This is a genomic window from Streptomyces albofaciens JCM 4342 (genome assembly GCF_008634025.1).
GTDB classification, from domain to species: Bacteria; Actinomycetota; Actinomycetes; order Streptomycetales; family Streptomycetaceae; genus Streptomyces; species Streptomyces albofaciens.
In genome coordinates, this window is sequence record NZ_PDCM01000002.1 from 867,800 (window position 1) to 892,722 (window position 24,923).

The window sequence follows — 24,923 nt, forward strand, 5'->3', positions numbered from 1 at the left end:
CCGGCCCGGCCGAACCGTTCCACCCCTGAGGAGCGAACCACCATGACCACCCCGATCCCCGCCCCGGAAACCCCCCGCATCCGCCACCACGACGGACGCCGGGTGCGCCCCACCGGCGGCCAGACCCGCGTGCTGGCGGCGGAGAGCCCGGCCCAGCTGGCCGAGCGGCTGCCGCTGACCTACCACGCGGCGCACACCGCCCTGACCGCCCGGCACGACATCGTGCGGGTCCTCGACGGCCGGGACGACCGGCTGCTCGCCATCGTCGGGCCGTGCTCCGTGCACGACCGCACGGCGGCCCTGGACTACGCGTCCCGGCTGCGGGACGCGGCCGCCGCCCTGGCCGACGACCTGCTCGTGGTGATGCGGGTCTACGTCGAGAAGCCGCGCTCCTGCCTCGGCTGGCCCGGCCTGGTCGGCGACCCCGGCCTGGACGGCGGCGCCGACGTCGGCCGCGGCCTGGCCGAGGCCCGGTCCCTGATGCTCGACATCGCCGAGACCGGGCTGCCGGTGGGCTGCGAATGGGTCAACCCGGTCACCTCGGCCTATCTGTCCGACGTCGTCGCCTGGGGCTGCGTCGGCGCCCGTACGGCGGCGAGCCAGGTGCACCGTGACCTGGTCAGCGGCCTGTCGATGCCCGTCGGCATCAAGAACGGCACGGACGGCTCGGTCCAGGTCGCGGTCGACGGCGTACGGGCCGCCGCCGCGCCGCACGCCTTCCTCGGCGCGTCCGCCGCCGGGCCGGTGGCGCTGCTGCGCACCAGCGGCAACCCGGACTGCCACGTCGTCCTGCGCGGCGGCGCGGACGGCCCCAACTACGGCGCGGCACACGTCCGCCGGACCGCCGGGCTGCTGACCGACGCCGGACTGCCCGCCCGCGTGCTGGTGGACGCCAGCCACGGCAACAGCGGCAAGCAGCACGAGCGGCAGCACGCGGTCGTCGGAGACCTCGCGGTGCGCGTCGCCGACGGCGAGACCGCGGTGCGCGGGGTGCTCCTGGAGAGCTTCCTCGTACCCGGGCGGCAGGACCCCGGCGGCCCGTCGCTGGTCTTCGGACAGAGCGTCACCGACGCGTGCCTCGGCTGGAGCGGCACCGCCCGGCTGCTGCGGGAGCTGGCCGGCGCGGCACGCGCCCGCCGCCACACTTCCTGCCCCCGCCCCCGCCAGGTGGCGGACCCCGGTTCCGCCGCCCTCATGGAAAGGACCTGACCGTGTTCACCCCCCTGCGGTACCCCAGTACCGAACGCCCTCTGCCGGACGGCTGCGCGGGCACCGGCGACCGGTCCCCGGACCGGCCGGCCCCGCGCCCCTTCGACCTCGGGGACGTGGCCCGGTTCGCCAGTCCGCTGGCCCGGATGCTGCTCGCCAGCGACGGACTGACCACCACCCTGCTGGAGTCCGCGCTCGCCACCCCCCTGCGGCTGCGCGTGCTGCACCAGGGCACCGCGCCCGCCGCCGCGCAGGACGCGCTGACCCGCCGCTGCCTGAGCCTGGGCCGCGACGAACAGGTCCTGGTGCGCCGCTCCGCGCTGGCCGACGCCGCGCTGACGCCCGTCTCGCTCAACACCGTCGTCGGCCTCGTCCCGGACGACCCGGCACTGACCGCGTGCCTCACCAGCCCCCGTACGCCGATCGGTTACGGGCTGCGGGCCACCGGCGCCATGCGCAGCCGGCGGCTGGTCGAGGTGGGCGTGGCCGGGTGGGAGCAGGACGGGCGCGTCCGGCCGGCCGTCTTCAAGTCGTATGTGGTGCTCGACGGCGAGCGCCCCTGGCTGTTCATCCGGGAGCTGTTCAACCCGCGGCTGGTGCCCGCCGGGCTCGTGGACGACGGGCGGGCGGACGACGCGCGGCCGGACAGCCGGCGGAGCGGCCGGGCGCCGGACGGCGAACCGGCTCCCGTGCGGCCGCAGCCGGTCGTCGTCCCGGCACCGCCGCCGCGGCAGCGGCTGCTGGGCCGTCCGCGTCCGCTCACCGAGGAGATCCAGGCCACCGGGTCCGCCGCCGAGCCGCACCGCGCGCTGGCTCCGACGGCGGACGGCGAGGCCTTCCTCCTGCATCTCGGACGCCATGCGACCGGGGCGCTGACGGCGGCGGCCGCCGGGCTGGTCCACTACGCGGCCGGCGTGCCCGTCACCGTCGTCACCGGCGGCCATCCCCCGCCGGGCGTACTGCCGCGCGAGGCGCGGTGGATCGCCGAGGAGTACCGCTCCTCGGCCGGCTCCCCCGCCTGGCTGGACGACTTCCCGCAGCTGATGACGTTCCTCGACGCCTGCCCGCCCGCCCTCGCGGGCCAGGTCCACTGGACGGCCGACGGCGAGCGCGTCCCGCGCCCCGGCGCCGTGGCCGGGCTGCGCCCGCGGCCCGGCTGCCACCCCCGCGAGGTCGCCGCGCGCTGTGCGGCGCTCAACCCCGGTCGCGTGCCCGGACGGCTCGTACTGGCCGTACGGCTCGCCCCGGACCGGATGCTGGCCGAACTGCCCGCGCTGATCGAGGCGGTGGCCTGCACCGGCACACCGGTCACGTGGGTCTGCGCGCCCCGGCCCGGCACGGACACGGCGGCGGCCGAGATCGGCACGTTCTTCGACACCCACTACTCGGTGGGCAGCCGGCCGGGTGGCCTGCTGCTGGACGAGTACGGCCGTACCCCCGCCGAGGTGCTGCGGACGGTGCACGCCGCCGCGGACGCCTGGCGGCCCGCCGCCTGACACCGCCTCTCCCCCCACTAACCATGAAAGCGAGCCCGTCATGTTCCGCCATCACCATCCCGGCGTCGCCCTGATCGACGAGCAGGGCCCCCTCACCCGCCGCGCGCTGCGCGCCGCCGTCACCGACCGGGCAACCGAGCTGGCCACGGCGGGCCTGCGCCCCGGCGACCGGGCCGTGCTCTGCCGCCCCAACGGCCGCGACTGGGTGATCGATTACCTCGCGCTGGCCGAGCTGGGCGCCGTGAGCGTGCCGCTGAACGCCGCCTCGGCGCCGGACGAGGTCCGCCACGCGGCCCATGACAGCGGCTCCGTCCTCGTCCTCACCGCGGACGGCCCCGGCCCGCCACCATCCGGGCCACCGCACTCCCCCACCGCCGACTTCACCGGCATCGCCACCCTCGCCTACACCTCCGGCACCACGGGCCGCCCCAAAGGCGCGTTCCAGTCCCGGGACGCGGTCCGGCTCGGCGGCGAGAACATCGCACGGCGCCTCGCGCTGGGGCCCGGCGACACGGTGCTCAGCCCGCTGCCGCTGGCGCACACCTACGGCACCAACGTGCTGAACGCCGCGCTGTGCGCCGGGGCCGCCCTCGTCCTCCTCAGCCGCTTCACCGAGGACACGGTCGCCGAGGCGCTGCGCCGTCACCGGCCCTCCGTGCTGGCCGGGGTGCCGACGATGTACCGCAGGCTGCTGGCCCGCGCGGACCTGCCGCTGGGGTCGGTGCGCTGTTCGCTCTCCGCGGGCCAGCCCGCCGGGGAACAGCTGGCGCGCGACTGGCAGGACCGGTCCGGCGCCGTCTTCGCCGAGGGCTGGGGCATGACCGAACTGGCCGGTCTGGCCTCGCTCACCGCCGCCGACGACCCCGACCACCCCGGTACGTCGGGCCCGCCCGTACCGGACGCGGAGATCCGTACGGGCGAGGACGGTGAACTGCTGGTCCGCGCGCCCTTCGTGACCTCCGGCTACCTCGGCTCCCCCGAGGGCACCGCACGGGTCCTGACACCCGGCGGCGAACTGCGCACCGGGGACGTCGGGGAGGTGACGGCCGACGGCGGGGTCACCGTGCTGGACCGCCTCAAGGACGTGATCCTGTGCGGGGGTTACACGGTCTACCCGGCCGAGGTGGAGCGGGTGATCGCCGCCCATCCGTCCGTGGCGGCGGTCGCCGTCACCGCCATGCCGGACGCGGTACGCGGCGAATCGCCACGCGCCTGGATCGCGACCGGACCCGGCCGGGCCGCCGACGAGGCCGCCATCCTCGCCCACTGCCGGGCGCACCTGGCCCCGTACAAGATCCCCCGCCGTACGACGTTCCTGCCCGAACTCCCCACCACCGCGGGCGGCAAGGTCGCCCGCGGACGACTGCCCCGCTAGGGCGCGGGCTCTCAGGAGGCCATCATGGACACCGTCCCGACATCCGTCATCGTCGTGGGCGCCGGCCCGGTCGGGCTGGCCACCGCGCTGCTGCTGCGGGCGCGCGGTCTGGCCGTCACCGTCCTGGAGGCGGCGGCCGAACACGCGCCCCGGCCCGGCAGCCGGGCGATCTTCCTGCACCGGCAGTCGCTGGCCACGCTCGCCGCCGCCGATCCCGTACTGGGTGCCGGGCTGGTCGGCAGCGGGCTCGTCTGGGGCGCTCGGCACACGAGTTACGCGGGCCGGGAGGTCCACCACCGTACGTACACGCCGCCTCCTGCGGACCGCGCGCCCTTCTCCAGCCTTCCGCAGCCGGTCATGGAGGAGCTGCTGCGGGACGCGTGCCGCCGCGCGGGCGCGGAGCTGCGCTGGCAGACCCCGGTCGCCGGCGTCACCGCGTCGTCCGGCGGCGTGCGGGTCGGCACACCGGACGGCGTGCTCCGGGCCGCGTACGCCGTCGGCTGCGACGGCGCCCGGTCGGCCGTGCGGCGGGCCATCGGCGTACGGCTGCACGGGCCGCGCTCCCCGCACGCGTTCCTCGTGCTCGATCTCGCGGACGACCCGGGGCATCCGCTGCCCCAGGAGCGCGCCTTCCATTACCTGGACCCGCGGATGGCCGGGCGGAACGTGCTGACCGTGCCGTTCCGCGGCGGGCTGCGGGTGGACGTGCAGTGCCGGCCGGACGACGACCCCGACGCGCTCGGCGGGGCCGCGGCGGACTGGCTGCCCGGCCTGCTGCCGGACGGGCACGCCTGCTCCGTGACCTGGTCCTCGCACTACCGCTTCCAGCAGGTGGTCGCCGACCGCCTCACCGACGCGTACGGCCGGGTGCTGCTCGCCGGGGAGGCGGGGCACCTCTTCGCCCCGTTCGGCGCGCGCGGCCTGAACTCGGGCATCGCCGACGCGGCGGCGGCCACGGACGCGCTGGCCACCGGCGACGTGTCCGGCTACGCGCGCGCCCGCCACCGGGCCGCGCTCCTCAACCGCCGCGCCGCGGGCCGGGCCCTGGCCCACCTCACCGCCCCCACCCCCTGGCACCGCGCCGCCCAGCGGCTGGCCGCCGCCGCTGCGCCCCGCTCGGACCGCGCCGGGCGCTGGCTGGACGCGGCGCCGTACGGCCCGCGCGACGCCGGGATTCCCGGGAGCCGCTACTGACAGGGGCCTGTCCCTTTCGGCCCCGTCCTTGGCCAGTCCCCCCGAACCGATTGATTTTCGATAGAAAGCGATCGAGAATCGATACATGCATCGTTTCCTCATCGCCACCCTCCAGGTCGGCATCGGCGCGGCGTTCCTGATGGGCCTCTTCGGCCAGGTCGTGGTCATCCCGGCGACGGCCGCCGACGAGGTCGCCGGCTTCCCGCCGTACGCCCCGTACGCGGTGCCCTACTCGGCGGTGGCGATCGCCGTCGTCGCCTGTGTCCAGGCCGGGCTCGTCGCCCTGTGGATGCTGCTCACCATGGTCGAGCGCGACGCGATCTTCACCCCGCGGGCCTTCCGGTGGGTCGATGTCATCATCGGGGCCTCGGGGGTGGCGACCCTGCTGGCGCTCGGTGTCACCGGGCATCTCGCGGTGGCGGAGATCCCCTCTCCGGACGACGGCATGGACGTGGTCGGCGCGCTGGCCGCCGCGGGCGCGGTCACCGTCGTGGGCGCCGCGTTCGCGATGCTCGTCGTCGTCCTGCGCGGCCTGCTGCGCAAGGCGACGGAGCTGCGGACCGAGATGGCCGAGGTCATCTGATGGCGATCGTCGTCGACCTCGACGTGCAGCTCGCCCGGCGCCGGATGTCGGTCGGCGAGTTCGCCGAGGCCGTCGGCATCACGCCCGCCAACATCGCCGTGCTGAAGAACGGCCGCGCGAAGGCGGTGCGCTTCACGACGCTCGACGCGATCTGCCGGACGCTCGGCTGTCAGCCCGGGGACGTGCTGCGCTGGGTGCCGGACGAGGAGGGGGACGGCGGGTAGGCGGTGCGCGGGCCGCCCGCCGCGCCTCAGTGGCCCCACGGACCCCACGCCTGTCCCCCACTCCTGAAACCCCTTGCGCGCCCCGGGAATTGCTGCATCCTGGTCCTTCACGACGGTGACCACGAGGGGGACACGGGTGCAGTCCCGACGTGATGTGATGATCCGCACGTTCGTCGGGCAGCGGCTCGTCCGGGCCCGCGGCGAGCACGCCCGGTATCCCGTTCTGCTGCTGCTCGGGCCCCGCGGCAGCGGCAAGACCGCGCTGGCGGGCCGTCTGGAGGCCTGGGGCCGCCGCGCGCCGACGGCCGCCCTGGACCTGGCGGCGCTCGACGACGGCGTGCACCACCCGGTGGACGTCCTGGCCCGCATCGCCTTCCAGCTCAACGCGCGCCGCCGCGACTTCCCTCCGCTGGCCCTGCCGTCCTTCGCCGTACTCCTGATGGCGCTGTCGGCCGAGGCCGACCCGGAGAGCCGGGACGCCGCCCTGGGGCAGATGCGCGAGGCCCTGCGCGCCGGCCGCGCGGAGGACCATTCGCTGGAGGTGCTGCGGGACCTGGTCACGTCGGTCGGTGTGCCGATGGGGCTGCCCGGCTGGTCGGCGGCGATCGTCCCGCTGATACAGGGCTGGCAGCGGGCCCGGGTGTGGTGGAGGCTGCACCGGCGGCTGGGCCGGGTCCCGCGCGGCGGCTCGCGCGCCCAGCTGCCGGCGGACGCGCTCGTCGAGCTCAACCAGCACTTCCGGCACGGCACGGCGGCCCAGCGCGAACGGGCCGAGTCGGTGCTGTTGCAAGCGTTCCTCGCGGACCTCCAGGGCGCGTACACGAAGCACGGCGGCGACCGCGCCCGCACGCTGCGCTGCCTGGTGCTGCTGGACAACGCCGACAGCGAGCTGGGGGACGCGTTCCTCCAGGCGCTGGTCGAGGCGCGGGCCGCCGCTCCGGGACAGGCGGACCCCCTGGTGGTCGTGGCGTGCGCGCGCCGTACGCCGGAAGTGCTGCGGCAGTTGGAGCTGGGCCCCCGGCCGCTCGGCGGCTATCTCTCGTGCTGGCGGCCGCCGGAGCGGGAGGACGGGCCGGAGCTGTTCGTGCCGCGGGTGGTGACCCGGCCCGGCGGCGGCGCCCGGCTGGAGGTGGCGCAGCTGCGCCCGCTGGACCGGGCGGAGGTGCAGGAGCAGGCCGGCCCGTATGTGAAGCGGATGCCGCCGGCGGCGCTGGCCGGGCTCACGCATCCGGTGGCGTGGCTGGGCCGTACGGTCCACGAGCTGACGCGCGGCCACCCGGCGGCCGTCCGCGCCGTGCTGGAGGCGCTGGAGGACTTCGCGCCGGAGGTGCCGTGCGGGCGGCGGCTGCGCATGGTGATGGCGCCGGAAGGACCGCACTCCGTCGCGGACACGTTGCTGGAACTCCTCCTCCAGGACGTACCGCGGGAGCTGTTCGACGCGCTGCCGCGCGCCGCCGCGGCCGTCACTCTCGGCCAGGCCGCGAGCGCCGGCGACCTGTGGCGGCAGGGCGACGCTCCACCGCGGCTGCTGCGCCGCCTCGCGCACGACGACCGGTACGCCGAGCGGATCGCCTTCGACGGCCACCAGCACAGCATCCTCCCGGACGTCGTCCGCAGGCTGCTGCTCGGCAGGCTGTCGCTGGCTCCGGCGCCGCCGGACGGCATCTCGCCGTGGGACTCCGCCCACGACGTCCTGGGCGCCGCCGCCGAGTCGGGACGCGTGGCCGCGTACCACCGGCTGGCGGGCGGCGACGTCCAGAGCGCGGCGGCCTATCTGCACGACTGCTTCCTCGCCGTGTGCGGGGGCGACGGGTCGGCGCGGACATGGTGCGAGGAGCTGTCCTGGATCCAGCGCGCGCCGCGCCGCTGGGAGGCGGAGGCACAAGGGCGGTCGGCGGGCGCGGAGTTCCAGCACCGGATCGCGCGGGCGCCGGGCCCGCCCGACCTGGTGATGGTCACCCGTCTGCTGGTCGCCGGATGGATCACCACCCACCCGGCGACCGACCCGTACGCGGCGCTGTGGTCCGACCCGCTGGGCGATCCGGCGGCCGAGCTGTACCCGAAGATTGTCGATGCACTCCAGACCCTGAGCGGCCGGCTGAGCGACGAGACGGACCACGACGTGCTGTGGCAGCGGGCGGCCGCCTACGAGAGGAAGCCCTGGTGAGCGTGGGATGAGTGACGACGACCGGCCTCTCGATGTGCCGAAGCCGCAGCCCCGCAGGTGGCTGCGGGCCGCCGTCGCCCTGTGCACCGCGGGCGCGCTGGCCGCCGGCGGGTACTGGCTCTACGACACGGTGTTCGTACGGTGTGCCGACGGCGTGCGCGAGGAGGGGGCGCGCGGCGAGTGCGTGGGGGTGACCGACGGGTCGTATGTGTTCGACGCCGCGCTGCGCGACATCTCGGGGCAGATCCTGGCCGAGAACCGGCGGGTGGCGAAGTCCGGCAAGCCCTGGGTCTCGGTGGCCTACCTCCAGCCGATGACGCCGGGCCCCGACGACAAGGGGCGCGACATCATCCGGCGGGAGCTGGAGGGCGCCTATCTGGCCCAGCGCGAGCTGAACGACCCGCGGCGCGGCGGGCGCGGCGACTCGCCGCAGATCAAGCTGCTGCTGGCGAACAGCGGCACCGGGTCCGAGCAGTGGCGGCCGCTGGTCGACCGGCTCAAGGAGCTCAAGGACGGCGACCAGCACCTGGTCGCGGTGGCCGGGCTCGGACAGAGCCGGCAGACCACCCAGGACGCGATCGACGCCCTGCGGGCCGCCGGCATTCCCATGATGGGCTCGACCGTGACCGCCGACGCCATCAACCGGCCGGGGCAGACCGGGTTCTGGCGGGTGGCGCCGCCCAACGCCGACCAGGCGTCGGCGGTGGTGCGCCATCTGCGGACGCTGCAGAAGCAGGCCGGCCGGCGGCCCTACCGTGTGACGACCATCAAGGACCGCAGCGAACAGGACACCTACAGCGCGTCCCTGAACCGGGGCTTCACCGCGGCCGCCGCGCGCCAGGGGCTGGAGCTGACCGACATGGGGCTCGCCTACAGTTCGGCCGACCGCGCCACCGCCAACGCCTTCTCGGCGCTCGCCGACCGGGTGTGCACCGATCCGCCGGACGCGGTGTACTTCGCGGGCCGCGGGCGCGCGCTGCGCGGCTTCATCGAGGCGATGGCCGCCGCCGGGCGGCGCTGCCCCACCTCGGTGTACACCGGGGACGACGTGGTGGGCGTCTTCGACGTACCGGAGAGCTACGAGGCGCGCAAGGCCTTCCAGAAGGTCTGGGAGCGCAGCCGGCTGACCGTGCACCACACCGTGCTGGCCCACCCCGACCAGTGGCTCACCACCTATCCCGGCGACGGGAACCCGCTGCCGGAGTTCCGCGAGGCCTACCGCAAGGACATCCACCGCTCGGTCGGCGAACTGTCCGACGGGCAGGCCATCATGGGCCATGACGCCCTGCTCACGCTCGGCGTGGCCATCCGGGCGGGCGCCGACCGGCAGGGCAGCGGCCCGGTGACCACCAGCAGCACCCGCCAGATGCTGTATCTGATCGGTGGCAGCAAGCCGGTGTACGGGGTCAGCGGGCCGATCCGGTTCGACGAGCAGGGCGACCCGGAGGGCAAGCCGCTGGCGCTGGTCGAGCTGAAGCCGGACGGCTCGTACGCCTTCCGGCAGGTGGTGTGGCCGTGACGGGCGGTCGCCTCACAGGCCGGTGAGGAGAGCGTCGAGCGGGGCCGGTGTCTGTTGGGGGCCGAGGGCTTCGACGAGGAGGCGGCCGTAGCGGATCTTGCGGCCCTTCTTCGTGCCGAGGAAGCGCCGCACCTGCTGCTGCCGGGGCCGGCCGTGCTGTGCGGGCTGGTGCAGGAAGGTCCGCCAGGCGCGGAAGTCGCCCTCGGCCCGCACGATGTCCTCGACCCGTGCCGTGCCCAGCGCGCGGATCAGTTCCTCCTCCAGGTCCCGCACACACACGTGGATGCCCTGGCGTGACGCCTGCGCGCGCTCCAGGGCACGGTCGTAATAGCGCTGCTCGTTCTCGTCGCACAGCCCCGCCAGACGCAGACCGAGGCCGGGCGGCCCGAGGAGCCCGGCGTAGCGGCCGACGCTCATCGCCCCTCCCATGGGCAGGACGCACACCCCCTCGGCGGTCAGATCCAGGCCACGCCGTACGGCCAGTGCCTCCACGGCGGCCAGGTCGCTCGGCCCTTCGAGCAGCACCGCCGTCCGCACCCCCAGCCGCGCCGCCAGCTCGCCCGCCGGTCCGCCGGGGCCGCCGGCTGCCCAGCTGCCGACCGCCTCCCGGAACGCCCGCATGTCCGCCATGGAGTGAGTGTGCACCGCTGCCGACGGCACGGCACGGGAATATCGCCCGGCCCCTCCTCATGCGGTCCGCACAGTGGGCGTCCGGGCACGCAGACTTACCCCGTAGCGGCGCAGGAGCAGGACGGCCGTGGTGGCGAGGCCGGTGAGCAGGCCGAGCCAGATGCCGAGGGTGTGCAGCCCGGCGGCGTAGCCCAGGAGCCAGGCGGCGGGCAGGCCCACGGCCCAGTAGCCGACGAGGGTGATGCGGAAGCCGCCCGCGGTGTCGTCGAGGCCGCGCAGGAGGCCGACGCCGATGTTCTGCGCGCAGTCGAAGAACTGCAGGACCATGACGACGAGCAGCAGGTGGGTGGCGATGGAGAGGGCTTCGGCGTCGCGGGGGCCGGCGGTGGTGAAGAAGGGGCTGAGGACCAGGCCGGGCAGGGTGGCGTAGACGACGGCGACGAGGGTCATGACGGCGCCCGCGCAGGCCAGTGCGGTGTTCTTGATGCGCAGGGCGGTGTCGGTGCGGCCGAGCGCGAGGGCGCGGCTGACGTTGACGGACGCGGCGTGGGAGAGACCGACGGCGACCTGGAAGACGAGGTAGACGAGCTGGTTGACGGCGGTGTGCGCGGCCAGCGCGGCGCTCCCGAACGAGCCCGCCATCAGGGCGGTGACGGAGAAGAAGCCCGCCTCGGAACCGTATGTCGCGGCGATGGGCACACCGAGCCGGACGAGGCGGCGGACGGTGGCGCGGTCGGTCCGGGCGATGGTGAGGCTCAGCAGCGGCGCCAGTACGGCGTCCCGCTTGGCGGCGGCGTACAGCGCCAGGAAGGAGAGGAAGTACACGAGCGTGGTGGCCGCCCCCACGCCGGGCAGGCCCAGTTCGGGCAGCCACCAAGTGCCGTGTACGAGGCCCCAGTTGAGTGACGCGTTGACGGCCACGGAGGCGAGGGTGATGCGCAGCAGCGCCTGCGGCCGCCGCATGCCCACGGTGAACTGGCGCACCGCTTGGAACCACAGGCACGGCAGCAGGCCGGGCGCGAGGGCGAGCAGCATCGGCTGCGCGCGGCCGGTGATCTCCGCGTCCTGGCCGAGCCAGGTCAGCGCGCGGCCGATGAGGAGCATCAGCGCGGCGCCCGCCAGTCCGGCGAGGGTGGCGACGGCCAGTCCGGCGCGGACGGTCGCACGGACCTCCTCGCCGCCCTCGCGCGCGTCGGCGCCCGTCCCCTCCGCCCGCGCGGCCGCGGCGGCCGTGCGGTTGCCGATGGAGGTGATGAGGCCGACGCCCATGGTGCGCAGCTGGTTGAAGAGGACGACGGCGAGCCCGCCCGCCGCCAGGTCGGTGGTGCCGAGCAGGCCCATCATGACGGTGTCGGTGGTGGTCAGGGCCACTTGCGCGAGCTGGGTGAGGACGAGGGGGACGGCGAGGGCGGCCAGCGCGCGGCTGTCGCGCAGCAGCGTCGCGGGCTGCATGGCGGGCCTCACCTCCTGCGGAGCTTGGTGAGGGTTTCGTCGGTCTCGCGTTCCAGCGCGCGGTCGACGAGGCCGCGGGCGTGCATCCAGTCGTCGTTGAAGACGGTGTCCAGGTACTTCTCGCCGCCGTCGTTGACCAGCGCGACCATGGTGGAGCCCGGTGCCAGGGCGGGGAGCCGGGCCAGGGCCTCGTGGACGACGCCGCCGGCCGAGCCGCCGATCAGCAGCCCGGTGGCGCGGGCGACGGCGCGGGCGGTGGCGAAGGCTTCCACGTCGCCGACCTTCACCCCCTCGTCGATCAGGTCGAAGTCGACGAGCGCGCCGATCCCGGCGCCTTCGGGCGTGCCGGTGCCGGACTGGTAGTAGTCGTGGGCGGGGCCGCCGAAGGCGATGGAGCCCTTGGGTTCGACGCCGACCGTCGTACAGCCGGGTACGAGCGTGCGCAGGGCGCGGGCGGTGCCGCAGAGCCCGCCGCCGGTGCCCACCGCGCCGATCAGGACGTCGATGGCCCCGTCCAGGGCCTGGTGCAGTTCATGGGCGACGGGGAAGTAGCCGACGCCGTTGCTGGGGTTGTTGTGCTGTTCGGTGAAGAAGGTGTCGGCCCGGCCGCGGGCCAGCTCCGCGGCCAGTTCCTCGCGCGCGGCGGTGGCCAGGTCCGCGCTCCCGTCGTCGGCCACGTGGACGAGTTCGGCACCCAGGGCTTTCATGGCGCGTAGTTTGTCGGAAGAAGCCGCGTGGTCCACGACCGCCGTGAAGGAATAGCCCCGTTCGGCCGCGATGACCGCGAGCCCCAGTCCGGTGTTGCCGGACGTGGATTCCACGATGCGCCCGCCGGGCCGCAGGTCGCCGCGGGCCTCGGCGTCCAGGACCATCTGCCGGGCCATCCGGATCTTGGCGCTGCCGGTGGGGTTGAACATCTCCAGCTTGAGCAGCAGCCGGCTGCCGGTCCCGGTGCGGCCCAGCTCGAACAGCGGCGTGGCGCCGATGAGATCGGAGACGCGGGAGACCACGGCGGGGCGCCCGAGGGCTTCGTTCATGGGTGCGCTCCTGATGCAGCGGGGCTGCGTGTGAGGGGTCAGCGGGCTGTGGCCCGGTCGAGGCGCCAGCGCGGCCGGGCGGCGTCCGGCCGGTCCACGACGACCTTGGGCGGCAGCGGGAGGCCGTGGAACGGGGACTCGTTCGAGTCCATCTGGTATCCGGCCGTGTTGGGGTAGACCAGCAGGTCGCCGACGCGCGGCCGGGCGGGGAACGGGACCTTGCGCCAGGTGAGCAGGTCGGATTCCAGGCAGGTCGCACCGCCGACGCACGCGGGGTGCGCCGCGTCGCCGCGGGCCCGCCCGTCCCGGGTGACCAGGTACGGATCGGGCAGGTACTCGCTGTTGAACCACTGCTCGGACAGGCTGAGGCTGGTGCCGTCGACCGTCAGGACGTGGTAGCCGTCGCGTTCCTTGACGCCCTGGACGCGGAAGACGGACGCGCCGGCGCCGTCCAGCAGGGCCCGTCCCGGCTCCGCCAGCAGCAGCGTTCCGGTCTCCTTCAGGCGTGCGGCCAGCGTCGTACGGCCTCCGTCGGGGACGGTGCCGAGGACGGTGCGCAGCGCGTCGGCACCGGCGACCGGCGAGTGGTACGGGTAGAAGCCGTCGGCGTCGAACGCCTTGTGCGCGTGGTAGTGCTCGGGCCGCTGGGCGGCGAGGAACGCGTGCCAGTGGCCGCCGCTGCTGTAGTCCACGGCGAAGCCGCCGCCGATGCTGATCCGGTCGGCGCGCAGGCCCAGTTCCCGTGCGCGCAGGCAGGCGTCGACGAGCTGGGCGGCGAGGTCGGCGCGCGGCCGGGTGGCGTATCCGGACAGGTGGAAGCTGAAGCCCTCCATCCGTACGGCGTCCCCGGCCCGTACGCACCGGTCCAGCGCGGTGTCCGCTTCGCCCGCCGTCATCCCGAAGCGGCTGTGCGGCTGGGCGGGCGGCAGGCGGCGCAGCAGCAGGCGGGCGGGGCGCACGGTGCCGGTGAGGGCGAGCGTGGTGAGCAGGTCGAGTTCGTCCAGGGCGTCGACGGCGACGAGGCAGCCGTGCAGGACGGCCAGCCGCAGCAGGGCGTCGTTCTTGGCCGGGCCGGTGACGACGATGTGCTCGCCGCGTACGCCGTGGCCGAGGGCTGCGCGCAGTTCGGGGACGCTCGCCACGTCCACGCCCGCGCCGTGGGCGGCGCAGCGTTCCGCCCAGACGGCGGCCTTGTTGGCCTTCTTGGCGTAGTACACGTGCCCCGCCACCCCGGCGTCGTCGAGCGCGGCGCGGAAGGCCGCGAGGTTGGCGTCGAAGCGGTGCGGCAGCAGGAAGTGGAACGGTCCGTCGAAGGCGTGGGACAGTTCGTGCAGCAGGCCGCTGTCCATGATCCGTTCGGTGCCGGGGTCGGTGTGGGCGGGCAGGGTCGGCAGGTCGGCGGGGCGCGATCCGGTCAGGCCCACAGCGCCACCCGCGTTCCCAGCCCCTGGTCGAGGGCGAGCCGGGCGAAGCGGTGGCCGAGCGCGATGTCGGTGACGACCAGACCGCTGTTGTACGCGAAGACGCGCTCCTCGGCGGCGCCGCGGCCGGTGGCCGTACCGGCGAGGACGGCCGGGAACTCGGCGTCCGCGGCGGGCAGCCGCCCGGCCTCGCCGGCCATGTCCGTACCGGTGACCCGCATCTGTGCCTCGCTGGTCGCCACGACGCGGTCGGCGCGGTGCAGGGTGGAGGGCGCCAGGCCGTGCCCCACGAGGACGGACAGCGCGCCGGGCCTGAGCCAGTCGGCCTCGACGGCCGCCGGGGTGTGGCCGCCGGCCGTGGCCACGAGGACGTCGGCGTCGCCCGCGGCGGCCCGCAGGTCGGTGACGGTCTCCACGTCCCGGCCGGGGAAGTGGGCGCGCAGCTCGTCCCGTACCGCCGCGATGCCCTCGGGGTGGGTGCCGGACAGCATCAGCCGTTCCAGGTCCGGCAGCGTCGTGAGCAGGAACGGGAGGGCCAGGCGGCCCTGGGTGCCGGTGCCGATGACCAGGGCGCTGCGGGCGCCGGGCGGCGCGCACTCGCGGGCCAGCAGCGCGGAGACGGCCGGGGTGCGCAGCGCGCCGACGCGGCCGCAGTCCAGCATCGCGACCGGCAGGCCGGTGGTGTCGTCGTAGAGCGTGAGCGTCGTGTAGTAGTGCTGCTCGTCGCGGCCCCGGTCCAGGCCGTGTTTGTACGAGGTCTTCACGGCGACCACGTCACGGGAGCCGTCGCGGCCGAGCATCGCGTACGCGACGGAGTGCCCGTCGGCGGGTTTCACGGTGAGTTTGCGGGGGTTGTCCGAGCGGCCCGCCGCCAGGGTGCGGTAGGCGTCCTCGACGGTGCTCACGACATCGGCGCAGTCGATGCGCAGACCGGCCAGGTCGCTGGTGGACAGGAGGGTCAGGGTCCGGTCGTCGGCGGATATGGAGCGGGTGCGGTCGGCCACGGTGCGGTCGGTCATGTCCGTCCTCGGGGAGGTGCGAGCGGTCATCCGGCGTGCGGTCATCCGGCGTGCGCTTCGATGGCGGCCTGACCGTAACCGTGCTCGGATGCCTCGGCCAGGGGGCGTGAACGGCGCGCGGGGACACGGACGGAGGCACGCTTGAGCCAGCGGTCGGTGCCGTCGTAGCGCGCCTGGAAGGGCACCCGGCCGTGCACGACCAGATCGTTGTCGATGGCGAGCACATCGCCCGGTTCGAGGCGCACCGCCACCGAGACCCGGGCCAGTTCGGCCTCCAGGCGCCGGTAGGCGGCGCGATGCGCGGGCGTGGCCTCGTCCAGGGGCGTGTAGGCGGGGTCGAAGCGCAGCGTCAGGCCGTCCTCGGCGCGGAAGAGCGTCGGGACGGCGGGCGGCGGGCCGCCGTCGAAGTGCCGCGCCTCGGCGTACGCGTCGTCGGGCAGGATCGGCAGCAGCGGCCGGCTCAGCAGCTCGACGTCGGCCGCGCCGAGCCGTACGCGGCGTACGCCGGCCGCGGTGGTGGCGATGCGGTCGTGGTTGCGCATGCAGCTGAGCAGGAGCAGGTGGGCGCGGCCGGGGTGGAAGGCGTCCTCGGTGTGCGGGCTGAGGAGCACCGCGCTGCCGGCGCCGGTCTGTTCGGCCTCGTGGCCGGGGGCCGGGACGATGTTGTGCACGAAGCGGCCGCCCTGCTGTCCCTCCCAGGCGATGGGGTTGCCCAGGGCGGTGGCGAGCAGCAGCAGGATCACGTCGTGTACGGCGCCGCTGTCCCCGGCGGCGGCCCAGCCCGCGGGTGTGGGACCCAGCTCCGTGTCGTCCACGTCCAGGCCGCGCAGGACGAAGAGGCCGTCGTCGGGACCGGCCGGGCGCAGCTGCCACCGGACCGGAGCGGGCAGCGCGGCGGCGGCTTCCGCGACGCGGGCGAGGAGCCGGGGAGCGGCGGAGGTACCGCGGCCGGACCCGGCGAGGATCTTCTCGGCGGTGCGGCGCAGTTGTGCGGCGTCGGCGGGGGTGAGCTGGCGGACGGGTGCGGCTCCCGTGGTCATGTCAAAGCAGTCCGTTTCCGTTGAAGTCGGGGATCGGGTCCCGTACGACGCCGCGCGGGCAGGGCGCGGCGCGCTCGACGGTCCGGGCGCGGCGCGTCATCGCTGCCGCTCCGTACCCGGGGTCCGGCGGACAGTAACGACGCTACTCAGCCCAGTTAGGTTAGGCAAACCTCACTTTGCTTTGCCCGCGCCTGCCCGGCTTCGCTCAACTCCCGCCCGATAAAGCCCAGTTGACACCGGCGCACGGAAGCACTCGACAGGGAGCCCCCTTGCGGCAACCCCTCGCATGAGGGTAGGCAAACCTAAGTGGACCACCGATCGGAGCGAGGCGGCATGGACTTCAGCAGGCGGCAAGCGCTGTGCACCGGCGGGGGTTTGGGAGCGGCGGCGTTGCTCGCGGCGTGCGGGGGCGGTGCCGGTACGGCGCCCGCCGCCGGCGGCTCACCACGCCGGGGCGGCACCCTGCGCGTCGGCGCGCTCGGCCGCACGTCGGCGATCACCCGGGACCCGCACGGCACCCAGGGCAACGAGAGCGACTACCTCGTCATCGCGCTCGTCCACGACACGCTGACCGCGCCCGGCGGCAAGGACAACAACACCGTCGCCCGCCTCGCCTCCGCCTTCACCCCCTCGAAGGACCTCAGGACCTGGCGCTTCACCCTCGCCGAGGGCGCCGCCTTCCACGACGGCACACCGGTCACCGCGGACGACGTCGTCTGGTCGCTGCGCCGGCTGCGCGGCACCCCCTCCGGAGCGGCCCGGCTGCCCGGCATCACGGCCGGTCACATCACCGCCGACGGCAAGCGCACCGTCGTCCTGGTCTCCGACTACGCCAACGCCGAACTCCCCCTGCTCACCCGGCTGTCCACGTTCGTGCTCAAGAAGGACACCCCGGACAAGGAGATCCCCGGGGCGCCCGGCACCGGCCCCTTCAAGCTCGACTGGTACCGCGGCGGCAACGCCCGGCTGCTGCGCAACACGGACTGGTACGGCGGCGCGGTCCACCTCGACGCCATCGAGGTCACCATGTTCCAGAGCCCGCAGGCGATGGCGAACGCGATGCTGTCCGGCCAGATCGACGTGGCGTCCAACGCCGGCGCCGTCGCCGCCCGTACCGCCCGGGCCCGCCGGGACGTCCAGGTCGTCCGCCGCCCCGACGACATGGCCATGCCCATCGTGATGCGCACCTCCGGCGGCCCGTTCGCCGACGCCAGGGTGCGGGAGGCGATGAAGCTTCTGGTGGACCGCGAGGCGATGGTCCGGCAGGTGCTGTCCGGGTACGGGTCCGTCGCCAACGACATTCTCGGTACGGGCGATCCCGCCTACGCCGGTGATCTCCCCCAGCGGCGGCGCGACCTGGCCAGGGCCCAACGGCTGCTGACCGACGCCGGGTTCGACTTCTCCCGTACGTACCAGCTGGTCACCACGGAGGACGTCGCCGGGCTCGCCGAGTCCGCCACCCTCTTCGCCTCCCAGGCCCGGGAGGCCGGCGTCAGGATCGAGGTCGTCAAGCAGGAGTCCGGCGCCTTCTACCAGAAGACCTGGCTCAAGGGCGACTTCTACACCAACTACTGGGGCACCAACGACTCCGTCGTCTTCTTCGCCTCCAAGACCCTGACCACCGGGGCCGGGCAGAACGAGACCGACTGGTCGGACCAGGAGTTCGACGCCGCGTACCGCAAGGTCCTGGCCACCGCCGACCGCACGGCCCGCACCGCGGCCCTGCGCGACCTCCAGCGCATCGAGCACGACCGGTCCGGCTACCTGCTGTGGGGCATGGCCGACGGCATCGACCTGGCCGCGCCGAAGGTCCGCGGACTGCCGAAGCTGCCCGGTTACGGACGTGTGCAGCTCGAAAACGTCTGGCTCGCCCCGTGACGGGGAGCGGCGCCCTTGAGGACACCACCCGGTCCGTACCGGAACCGGCCGTGCGGCGGGCGGTTGGCCTCGCCGCGCGGCTGGCGGCCGTACTGGCCAAGCGCGTCGCACTGCTGGTCGTGCTGCTCGCGGTGGTATTCGCCGCGATCGAGCTGCTGCCGGGCGACGCGGCCTCCGCCACGTCGGAGCGGGGTGAGGGCGCCGCCGGAGTCGCCGCGCGCCGTCGTCTGCTCGGCCTGGACCGGCCGGTGTGGGAACGCTTCCGGGACTGGCTCACCGCGCTGCCCACCGGCGACCTCGGCACCTCGGCGCGCGGCGAACGCGTCTCCGACCTGCTCTCCGCGCCGCTGCCCAACACCCTCCTGCTGGGCTCCACCGCGTTCGTCCTGACCGTCCTCGCCGCGCTCGCCCTGGGCACCTGGGCCGCCGCCCGGCCGAAGGGCGTCGTGGACCGGGTGGTGGACCTGACCTCGACCGCCGCCTTCGCGCTGCCCGAATTCGTGGTCGCCGTCGGCCTGTTGCTGGTGCTGTCGCTGTGGACGGGCTGGCTGCCCGCCGCCACGGTCACCGGTGCCGACGGCACGCCCGCCGGGTGGCACATGCTGGTGATGCCGGTACTGGCCCTGACCGTTCCGCAGACCGGCTGGAACACCCGCATCGTCCGCGGCGCCCTAGCCGACCAGGCCGCGACCCCGCACGTGGCGGCGGCCCGTCTGGACGGACTGCCCACCCGGCAGGTGCTGCTCCGGCACGCGCTGCCGGGCGCCTGGCCCGCCATCGCCACCGGTGTGGCCACCTCCACCGGCATGCTGCTCGGCGGCACCGTCGTCGTGGAGACCCTGTTCAACTACCCGGGGATCGGCACGGTGCTGGCCGGAGCCGTCGCCGACCGGGACACCCCGGTCATCGCGGCCGTCGTCGCCTGCTCGGCCGCCCTGATCACCGTCGTCCTCCTGCTGGCCGACCTGATACGCGCCCGCACGCTCGGAGTCCGCGCATGACCTGGGGAGCCCGCACATGAGCACCACCGCGAAGGCCGCCCGGCCGCGCACCCGCCGCCCGCGGCCGCGTGCCCTCGTACCCGCCGTCCCCGCCCTCCTCCTGGTCCTGCTGGCGCTGACCGGTCCGCTGCTCGCCGCGCACCCGGTGGACCGGCCGGTCACCGCTCCGTACGGGGAGGCGGGGACGGGCGGCGCGCCGCTGGGCGGCGACCAGCTCGGCCGGGACGTGCTGAGCCGGCTGCTGCACGGCGGGAGCGCGCTGATCGGGAGCGCGCTCGCGGTGGCCGCCGTGGTCACGTTCCTGGCGACCCTGCTCGGCTGCTTCGCCGTGCTCGGTCCGCGGCTGGGGCGGCTGGTCGAGCGCGCGGCGGACACCGCGATCCTGCTGCCGTCGGTGCTGGGCATCATGCTCCTCGCGCTGGCCTGGCCCGGCGGCGGCCGGCTCGCGGTCAGCGCGGCCGCCGTCGTGCTGGGGACCCCGTACGCCGTACGGATCGTCGCCGGCGCGGCGGCCCCGCTCGCCGCCACCGGGTTCGTCGAGGCGGCCACCGCGAGCGGTGAGCGCCTGGCCCACCTGGCGCTGCGCGAGATCCTGCCCAACCTGCGCGCCACCGTGCTCGCGCTCTTCGGCCTGCGCTTCGTGGACGCGGTGTACGTCATCGCCATGGCCGGGTTCCTCCAGCTCGGCCCCCGCCCCCCGGAGGCCGACTGGGCACTGATGATCCGCGAGAACGGACCCGGCATCCTCCTCAACCCGTGGGCGGTCCTCGCGCCCGGCCTGGCCATCGGCCTGCTCGCGGTCGGCGTCAACCTCGCCGCCAACGCCCTGGCACCCGCCACCGTCCGCAGGGCCGCCCTGCGATGATCCCGGCCGCCCCGCGCCCGTCTCCGGAGGACAGCGAATTGGCCCCGACCGACTCCCCGCCGCCCGTGACGGTCACCGACCTCGAAATCGGCTGCGGCACCGGGCCCGTACTGCTGCGCCGCACCAGCCTCGGCCTGCGACGCGGCCGGATCACCGCCCTCACCGGGCCGTCCGGCTCCGGCAAGACGACGCTCCTGCACGCCCTCATCGGCGACCTCCCGTACGGCGCGCGCGTCGTCTCCGGCAGCGTCGAGGTGCTGGGCCGGGACGTGTTCTCGCTTCCGCCCGCCGCGCTGCGGAACCTGCGCCGCCGGCAGGTCGCCTACGTCGGCCAGGACCCGGGCTCCGCCCTCAACCCCCGGATGACGGCCCGGCGCCTGATCGCCGAACTGGCCGCCGACCGCTCGCCGGAGGCGATCGGACAGGTCATGGCCGACTGCCGGTTGCCGGGTGCCCTCGCCCACCACCGTCCGGGCGCCCTGTCCGGGGGCCAGCAGCGGCGGCTCGCGCTGGCCCGCGCGCTGGCCCGGCGTCCCGAGGTACTGCTGCTGGACGAGCCCACCGCGGGCCTGGACGCCGCCCTCCGCGACGAGATCACCGCCCTCCTGCGGCGGCTCGCCACCGAGCACGGCCTCGCCGTCGTGATGGCGAGCCATGATCCGTACGCCGTCGAGAGCTGCGCCGATACGGTGGTCACCCTCGCCACAGGGCCCGCCCCGTACGCGCCGCCCACCCCCGCACGCCCCGTCACGGGCCGCCGGTCTCCCGCCGCCCCACCGCCGGAGCCATCCGCAGCGGCTCCAGGCCTGCGCGCCGAGAACCTGCACGTCGCCTTCACCCACCGGGGCCACACCCATCAGGCCCTGGCGGGCGCCGGGTTCCACGCCCCCACCGGCTCCGCCACCGGCATCACCGGCCCTTCCGGCTGCGGCAAGACCACCCTGCTGCGGACGCTCGCGGGCCTCCAGGTCCCGCAGTCCGGCACCCTCACCTGGGACGGGCGGCCCCTGCCCGCGCCCGTACGCAAACGCGGCCGCGACATGCAGCGGCGCATCCAGTTCGTCCCGCAGAACCCGCTCGGCGCCCTCAACCCGGCGCGCACCATCGGCGCCACCCTCGGCCGCCCCCTCCGGCTCCACCGCATCGTCGGCGCACAGGAGACGCCCGCCCGGGTCGGCAGCCTCCTCGAAGCCGTCGGGCTGCCCGGCGACTTCGCCCACCGCTACCCCCACGAACTCTCCGGCGGACAGCGCCAGCGCGCCTCCATCGCCCGCGCCCTGGCCACCGAACCGGACCTCCTGCTGTGCGACGAGATCACCTCCGCACTCGACCCGGCCACCGCCGCCGCGGTCCTGGACCTCCTCGCCCACCTGCGCGCCACGCGGCGGCTGACCCTCGTCCTCGTCAGCCACGAAGTCGACCTGATCGCCGCGTACACGGACACCGTCCACGTGTTGCGCCACGGGCGCGTCGACCGGCCCGCGGCACCGCGCGAGGGCGCGGCGTCGGCCTAGCGGGACGGCGGGGCAGGGCAGCCCTGATCCGGTTACGGGCCGCTGCGCGTGTCCGGATCCGGTGGTGGCGGAGGGCTGTTCGGCCGGGCCGCAGGGCTGATCGGCCCCTGCCGGGCCCCCGGCGCGCGGCGGACGCTGATGGCATGGGAACCGCCGGTGCCCGGCGGCCCGCCCCGGACGGCCGCAGGCGCCGGCGCGGCGGAGGAAGCGGAGGTGGAGCGGTGAGGACGATGACCGGACGGCTCGGTGCGCTGCCGGCGGAACACCGCGAGCGGCTGATGACACGGGCGCGGGAGGTCTCCTTCCCGGCCGGCGTGCGCATCTTCGAGGAGGACCGTAGGGCCGACCGCTTCTGGATCGTCCGGACCGGAGCGGTCCAGCTCGACATCCGGGTGCCCGGCCGCCGCGCCGCGGTGGTCGAGACCCTGCACCCGGGCGACCCGCTGGGCTGGTCCTGGCTCTTCCCGCCGTACACCTGGCAGCTGGGCGCGGAGACGCTGAGCCCCGTGCGGGCCTGGGAGTTCGACGCGCAGGAGGTCCGGGCCCTGTGCCAGGAGGACCCGGTGCTCGGCCACGCCCTCGTCCTGATGTACGCCGAGGTGATCGGCGACCGGCTGCGGTGCGCGCGCACCCGGCTGCTGGACCTGTACGGACCGTACGGCAGCGGGGTGCGCTGACCACCTGTGTCCGGGCCCCGGCCGGGCGCCCGGGGCCCGGGCACGGGTACCGACTGCCGTGCCCGGCAGGGACGGTGTGTGGTGCACGGGCCCGCGAGGCACAACCCTGGGGGAAGAGCCCGCGCTGGAGGAGTCCGTGATGCCCGAGCCCGAGACGCAAGGGAACAGCCCCCGCACCGTCGGCGACGTGATGACCCGCACCGTGATCAGCATCGGCCGCGCCGCACCGTTCAAAGAGATCGTCCGCACGATGGAGCAGTGGAAGGTCAGCGCCCTGCCCGTGGTCGAGGGCGAGGGCCGGGTGGTCGGCGTGGTGTCCGAGGCGGACCTGCTGCCCAAGGAGGAGTTCCGCGACCACACCCCCTCGCGCATCGAGCAGCTGCGGGTCCTGGACGCCCTGATCAAGTCCGGTGGTGTCACCGCCGACGAGCTGATGACCGCGCCCGCCGTCACCGTCCACGCGGACGCCACCCTGGCCCAGGCGGCGCGCACCATGGCCTGGTACCGCATCAAGCGGATGCCGGTGGTGGACGCCGTCGGCCGGCTCGAAGGCGTGGTCAGCCGCAGCGACCTGCTCAAGGTCTTCCTCCGGGAGGACGCGGAGATCGCCGAGGAGGTCCGCCGCACGGTCATCGGCCAGCTCTTCGCCCACCGTGAACACGATCTGACCGTGCGGGTCTTCGAGGGCATCGTCACGCTCTCCGGCACCCTGGCCGACACCGCGCTGATACCGGTGGCCGCGCGGCTGGCCCGCGCGGTCGAAGGGGTGGTCGAGGTCGACATCCAGCTGCGGGGCGGCTCCGGACGGTCGTGAGGGGCGGGGCGGCACGGGCGCGGCGTGACGGACGTCCCGCCACCGGGCCACGCCCGTACCGCCCAGGACGCGTGGCCGCGCGCCCGGCAGACCCGTACAGCACGGGCAAGGACGACACGCCAGCCGCTTTTCAGACATCACGTGCTGTTCATCGGCACGACACCTTCATACGGCAACCGGTTGTTAGCTTACCGAGAAGTAGTAATCGCCTACATCCGTAGGGAGAAATACTTCATGACCACTGAGGCCGACACCGCCGCCGTTGAGGTGAATTCCCCCACGACCGCATTCCGTACCTATGTCGAATCGATCCTCGACGTATTGTCCGCCGCGCCGGACCGCCCCGTCATCACCGCCGCGGACGGCCGGCAGACAACCGCCGGGGAATTCCGCGACGACGTGTACCGGTTCGCACGCGAATTGCGCGGCTGGGACATCGGGCGCGGCAGCACCGTCTCCCTGCTCTCCGGCAACCGGCCGGAGGCGCTCGCCGCCCGGTACGCGGCCAACCTGCTCGGCGCCCGCGCCGTGTTCCTGTACCAGGGCATGGCCCCCGAGACGCTGGCGCACATCGCCCGGAGCGTGGACACCGCGCTGCTGCTGGTGGACCCGGAGCTGCCGGACGCGACCGAAGGCCTGCAGGCCCACGCGCGGCCCCCGTACGTCCTCTCCCTCGGCCCCGGTCCGCACGGCCAGGACCTGCGGGCGCGCGCCGCTCGGCACGCTCCCCGCCCCGTACGGAGCGCGGCCCGCCCCGAGGACGACTGGTGCATCCGCCACACCGGCGGCACCACCGGCGTCCCCAAGGGCGTCCGGATGCCGCACGGCCCCTACGAGGCCATGCTCGCCTTCGGCTCCACCGGCGCCGGCGAGCCGCCCCGCTTCCTGGCCTGCACCACCCTCGCCCACGTGGCCGGCAACATCGCCGACGCCACGTTGCTGGCCGGCGGCTCCGTGGTCCTCCAGGACTCCTTCGACCCCGGCCGGGTGCTCGCCACGGTCGAGCGCGAGCGGATCACCCACCTGTGGCTGCTGCCCCCGCTGATCTACCGCCTGCTCGACCACCCCGCCCTGGCCGGCACCGACCTGTCCAGCATCCGGCGGATCTCCTACGGCGGCTGCGCCGCGTCGCCGACACGGCTGCGGCAGGCGCACGAGACCTTCGGCGCCGTCCTGTTCGGCGGCTACGGCCAGTCCGAGGCGGGCCATGTCACCGTCGTCGGCCCCGACGAGCACGCGAAGATGCCCGAGGACGGGCAGGCCACGGTCGGCCGTGTGATCCCCGGCGTCGAGGTCGCGATCCACGACGAGCGCGGCGCCCGGGTGCCCGCCGGTACGGTGGGCGAGATCCGGGTGCGCTCCGGCCAGGCCATGACCGGCTACTGGAAGCAGCCCGAACTGACCGCGCAGGTGCTGCGCGACGGATGGGTGCACACCGGGGACCTCGGCTACCTCGACCACGAGGGCCGCCTCTACATCGTCGACCGGCTCAAGGACATGATCATCGTGGTGGGCGGCCACGTCTACACCGGCGAGCTGGAGGACCTGCTGCTCACCCACCCGGACATCGCCCACTGCGCGGCGTTCGGCGTGCGCGGCCCGGACGCCGGCGAGGAGGTGCACGTCGCGGTCGTCCCCGTACCGGAACGCCCGCTCGGCCTGGAACAGGTGCGGGAGTTCGTCACCCGGCACAAGGGCACGATGTACGCGCCCGCCCGGCTGCACCTGGTCACGGAGATCCCGCTGACTCCGGTGGGCAAGCCCGACAAGAAGCGGATCCAGGCGATGCTGGGCGGTTGAGGGAGTGC

General features: G+C 74.8%; 21 protein-coding genes. 15 read left to right on the top strand and 6 right to left on the bottom strand.

Going from position 1 to position 24,923, the window contains the following annotated elements; all coding sequences use genetic code 11:
• Positions 1–42: 42 nt before the first annotated feature.
• The 8 genes from CP973_RS24255 (at position 43) to CP973_RS24290 (ending at position 9,767) form a co-directional block, all read left to right on the top strand.
• Complete coding sequence (locus CP973_RS24255; RefSeq protein WP_150245082.1) at positions 43–1,209, top strand: 3-deoxy-7-phosphoheptulonate synthase; 1,167 nt, start codon at positions 43–45, stop codon at positions 1,207–1,209.
• A 2-nt stretch (positions 1,210–1,211) separates the two neighbouring features.
• Complete coding sequence (locus CP973_RS24260) at positions 1,212–2,705, top strand: 3-deoxy-7-phosphoheptulonate synthase (RefSeq protein ID WP_150245085.1); 1,494 nt, start codon at positions 1,212–1,214, stop codon at positions 2,703–2,705.
• Positions 2,706–2,745: 40 nt separating this feature from the next.
• A complete protein-coding gene (locus CP973_RS24265; RefSeq protein WP_150245088.1) occupies positions 2,746–4,080 on the top strand; it encodes a class I adenylate-forming enzyme family protein in 1,335 nt (444 codons plus the stop codon).
• A gap of 24 nt (positions 4,081–4,104) precedes the next feature.
• Positions 4,105–5,274 (top strand): FAD-dependent monooxygenase, encoded by a 1,170-nt coding sequence (locus CP973_RS24270; RefSeq protein ID WP_150245091.1) that lies wholly within the window; start codon positions 4,105–4,107, stop codon positions 5,272–5,274.
• 85 nt (positions 5,275–5,359) lie between these two features.
• Positions 5,360–5,857: a DUF2975 domain-containing protein gene (locus CP973_RS24275; protein WP_150245094.1), complete on the top strand. Its 498-nt coding sequence runs from the start codon at positions 5,360–5,362 to the stop codon at positions 5,855–5,857.
• Positions 5,857–6,081: a helix-turn-helix domain-containing protein gene (locus CP973_RS24280; protein ID WP_150245097.1), complete on the top strand. Its 225-nt coding sequence runs from the start codon at positions 5,857–5,859 to the stop codon at positions 6,079–6,081. Before CP973_RS24275 ends, CP973_RS24280 begins: the two co-directional genes overlap by 1 nt.
• A gap of 136 nt (positions 6,082–6,217) precedes the next feature.
• A complete protein-coding gene (locus CP973_RS24285; protein WP_150245100.1) occupies positions 6,218–8,248 on the top strand; it encodes an ATP-binding protein in 2,031 nt (676 codons plus the stop codon).
• Positions 8,249–8,255: 7 nt separating this feature from the next.
• Positions 8,256–9,767, top strand: coding sequence for an ABC transporter substrate-binding protein (locus tag CP973_RS24290; RefSeq protein ID WP_150245103.1), 1,512 nt, complete (start codon positions 8,256–8,258; stop codon positions 9,765–9,767).
• 12 nt (positions 9,768–9,779) lie between these two features.
• Here CP973_RS24290 and CP973_RS24295 read toward each other — a convergent pair whose 3' ends face one another.
• From CP973_RS24295 to CP973_RS24320, 6 genes are read right to left on the bottom strand one after another with little or no spacing between them, the layout of a single operon-like run.
• On the bottom strand, positions 9,780–10,397 hold the full coding sequence (locus tag CP973_RS24295) for a TOPRIM nucleotidyl transferase/hydrolase domain-containing protein (RefSeq protein ID WP_150245106.1): 618 nt from the start codon (positions 10,395–10,397) through the stop codon (positions 9,780–9,782).
• A 57-nt stretch (positions 10,398–10,454) separates the two neighbouring features.
• On the bottom strand, positions 10,455–11,849 hold the full coding sequence (locus CP973_RS24300) for an MATE family efflux transporter (protein WP_150245109.1): 1,395 nt from the start codon (positions 11,847–11,849) through the stop codon (positions 10,455–10,457).
• An 8-nt stretch (positions 11,850–11,857) separates the two neighbouring features.
• Positions 11,858–12,886 carry a cysteine synthase family protein gene (locus CP973_RS24305; protein WP_150245112.1) on the bottom strand — a complete coding sequence of 343 codons (1,029 nt, stop codon included), beginning with the start codon at positions 12,884–12,886 and terminating at the stop codon, positions 11,858–11,860.
• 38 nt (positions 12,887–12,924) lie between these two features.
• Entirely contained in the window at positions 12,925–14,310 is a 1,386-nt protein-coding gene (locus CP973_RS24310; RefSeq protein ID WP_244409974.1) for a type III PLP-dependent enzyme domain-containing protein, read from the bottom strand.
• Positions 14,301–15,326 carry an ornithine cyclodeaminase family protein gene (locus tag CP973_RS24315; RefSeq protein ID WP_167538503.1) on the bottom strand — a complete coding sequence of 342 codons (1,026 nt, stop codon included), beginning with the start codon at positions 15,324–15,326 and terminating at the stop codon, positions 14,301–14,303. The genes CP973_RS24310 and CP973_RS24315 overlap by 10 nt, the downstream gene beginning before the upstream one ends.
• A 41-nt stretch (positions 15,327–15,367) precedes the next feature.
• The gene (locus CP973_RS24320; protein ID WP_150245117.1) at positions 15,368–16,366 is read right to left on the bottom strand and encodes a TauD/TfdA family dioxygenase; all 999 of its coding nucleotides are present in this window, start codon (positions 16,364–16,366) and stop codon (positions 15,368–15,370) included.
• A gap of 333 nt (positions 16,367–16,699) precedes the next feature.
• Between CP973_RS24320 and CP973_RS24325 the strand changes: the two genes are divergently transcribed.
• The 7 genes from CP973_RS24325 to CP973_RS24355 all read left to right on the top strand — a co-directional run bounded on the left by CP973_RS24325 (position 16,700) and on the right by CP973_RS24355 (position 24,915).
• Positions 16,700–18,244, top strand: coding sequence for an ABC transporter substrate-binding protein (locus tag CP973_RS24325; protein WP_150245120.1), 1,545 nt, complete (start codon positions 16,700–16,702; stop codon positions 18,242–18,244).
• On the top strand, positions 18,241–19,245 hold the full coding sequence (locus tag CP973_RS24330) for an ABC transporter permease (RefSeq protein WP_244409975.1): 1,005 nt from the start codon (positions 18,241–18,243) through the stop codon (positions 19,243–19,245). Before CP973_RS24325 ends, CP973_RS24330 begins: the two co-directional genes overlap by 4 nt.
• Positions 19,246–19,261: 16 nt before the next feature.
• Positions 19,262–20,110 (top strand): ABC transporter permease, encoded by an 849-nt coding sequence (locus CP973_RS24335; protein WP_150245123.1) that lies wholly within the window; start codon positions 19,262–19,264, stop codon positions 20,108–20,110.
• Between the two features lie 38 nt (positions 20,111–20,148).
• Positions 20,149–21,624, top strand: a complete 1,476-nt coding sequence (locus CP973_RS24340) for an ABC transporter ATP-binding protein (protein ID WP_244409976.1) — start codon at positions 20,149–20,151, stop codon at positions 21,622–21,624.
• 230 nt (positions 21,625–21,854) lie between these two features.
• A complete protein-coding gene (locus CP973_RS24345) occupies positions 21,855–22,301 on the top strand; it encodes a cyclic nucleotide-binding domain-containing protein (RefSeq protein ID WP_150250172.1) in 447 nt (148 codons plus the stop codon).
• Between the two features lie 139 nt (positions 22,302–22,440).
• Positions 22,441–23,115, top strand: coding sequence for a CBS domain-containing protein (locus CP973_RS24350; RefSeq protein ID WP_150245129.1), 675 nt, complete (start codon positions 22,441–22,443; stop codon positions 23,113–23,115).
• Positions 23,116–23,349: 234 nt separating this feature from the next.
• The gene (locus tag CP973_RS24355) at positions 23,350–24,915 is read left to right on the top strand and encodes an AMP-binding protein (RefSeq protein ID WP_150245132.1); all 1,566 of its coding nucleotides are present in this window, start codon (positions 23,350–23,352) and stop codon (positions 24,913–24,915) included.
• Positions 24,916–24,923: the final 8 nt, after the last annotated feature.

Bases quoted from the DNA above. Each gene is read 5' to 3' on its own strand.
- CP973_RS24255 (WP_150245082.1), top strand. From the start codon at position 43: ATGACCACCCCGATCCCCGCCCCGGAAACCCCCCGCATCCGCCACCAC.
- CP973_RS24265 (WP_150245088.1), top strand. From the start codon at position 2,746: ATGTTCCGCCATCACCATCCCGGCGTCGCCCTGATCGACGAGCAGGGC.
- CP973_RS24270 (WP_150245091.1), top strand. From the start codon at position 4,105: ATGGACACCGTCCCGACATCCGTCATCGTCGTGGGCGCCGGCCCGGTC.
- CP973_RS24275 (WP_150245094.1), top strand. From the start codon at position 5,360: ATGCATCGTTTCCTCATCGCCACCCTCCAGGTCGGCATCGGCGCGGCG.
- CP973_RS24280 (WP_150245097.1), top strand. From the start codon at position 5,857: ATGGCGATCGTCGTCGACCTCGACGTGCAGCTCGCCCGGCGCCGGATG.
- CP973_RS24290 (WP_150245103.1), top strand. From the start codon at position 8,256: ATGAGTGACGACGACCGGCCTCTCGATGTGCCGAAGCCGCAGCCCCGC.
- CP973_RS24295 (WP_150245106.1), bottom strand. From the start codon at position 10,397: ATGGCGGACATGCGGGCGTTCCGGGAGGCGGTCGGCAGCTGGGCAGCC.
- CP973_RS24300 (WP_150245109.1), bottom strand. From the start codon at position 11,849: ATGCAGCCCGCGACGCTGCTGCGCGACAGCCGCGCGCTGGCCGCCCTC.
- CP973_RS24305 (WP_150245112.1), bottom strand. From the start codon at position 12,886: ATGAACGAAGCCCTCGGGCGCCCCGCCGTGGTCTCCCGCGTCTCCGAT.
- CP973_RS24315 (WP_167538503.1), bottom strand. From the start codon at position 15,326: ATGACCGACCGCACCGTGGCCGACCGCACCCGCTCCATATCCGCCGAC.
- CP973_RS24320 (WP_150245117.1), bottom strand. From the start codon at position 16,366: ATGACCACGGGAGCCGCACCCGTCCGCCAGCTCACCCCCGCCGACGCC.
- CP973_RS24325 (WP_150245120.1), top strand. From the start codon at position 16,700: ATGGACTTCAGCAGGCGGCAAGCGCTGTGCACCGGCGGGGGTTTGGGA.
- CP973_RS24335 (WP_150245123.1), top strand. From the start codon at position 19,262: ATGAGCACCACCGCGAAGGCCGCCCGGCCGCGCACCCGCCGCCCGCGG.
- CP973_RS24345 (WP_150250172.1), top strand. From the start codon at position 21,855: ATGACCGGACGGCTCGGTGCGCTGCCGGCGGAACACCGCGAGCGGCTG.
- CP973_RS24350 (WP_150245129.1), top strand. From the start codon at position 22,441: ATGCCCGAGCCCGAGACGCAAGGGAACAGCCCCCGCACCGTCGGCGAC.
- CP973_RS24355 (WP_150245132.1), top strand. From the start codon at position 23,350: ATGACCACTGAGGCCGACACCGCCGCCGTTGAGGTGAATTCCCCCACG.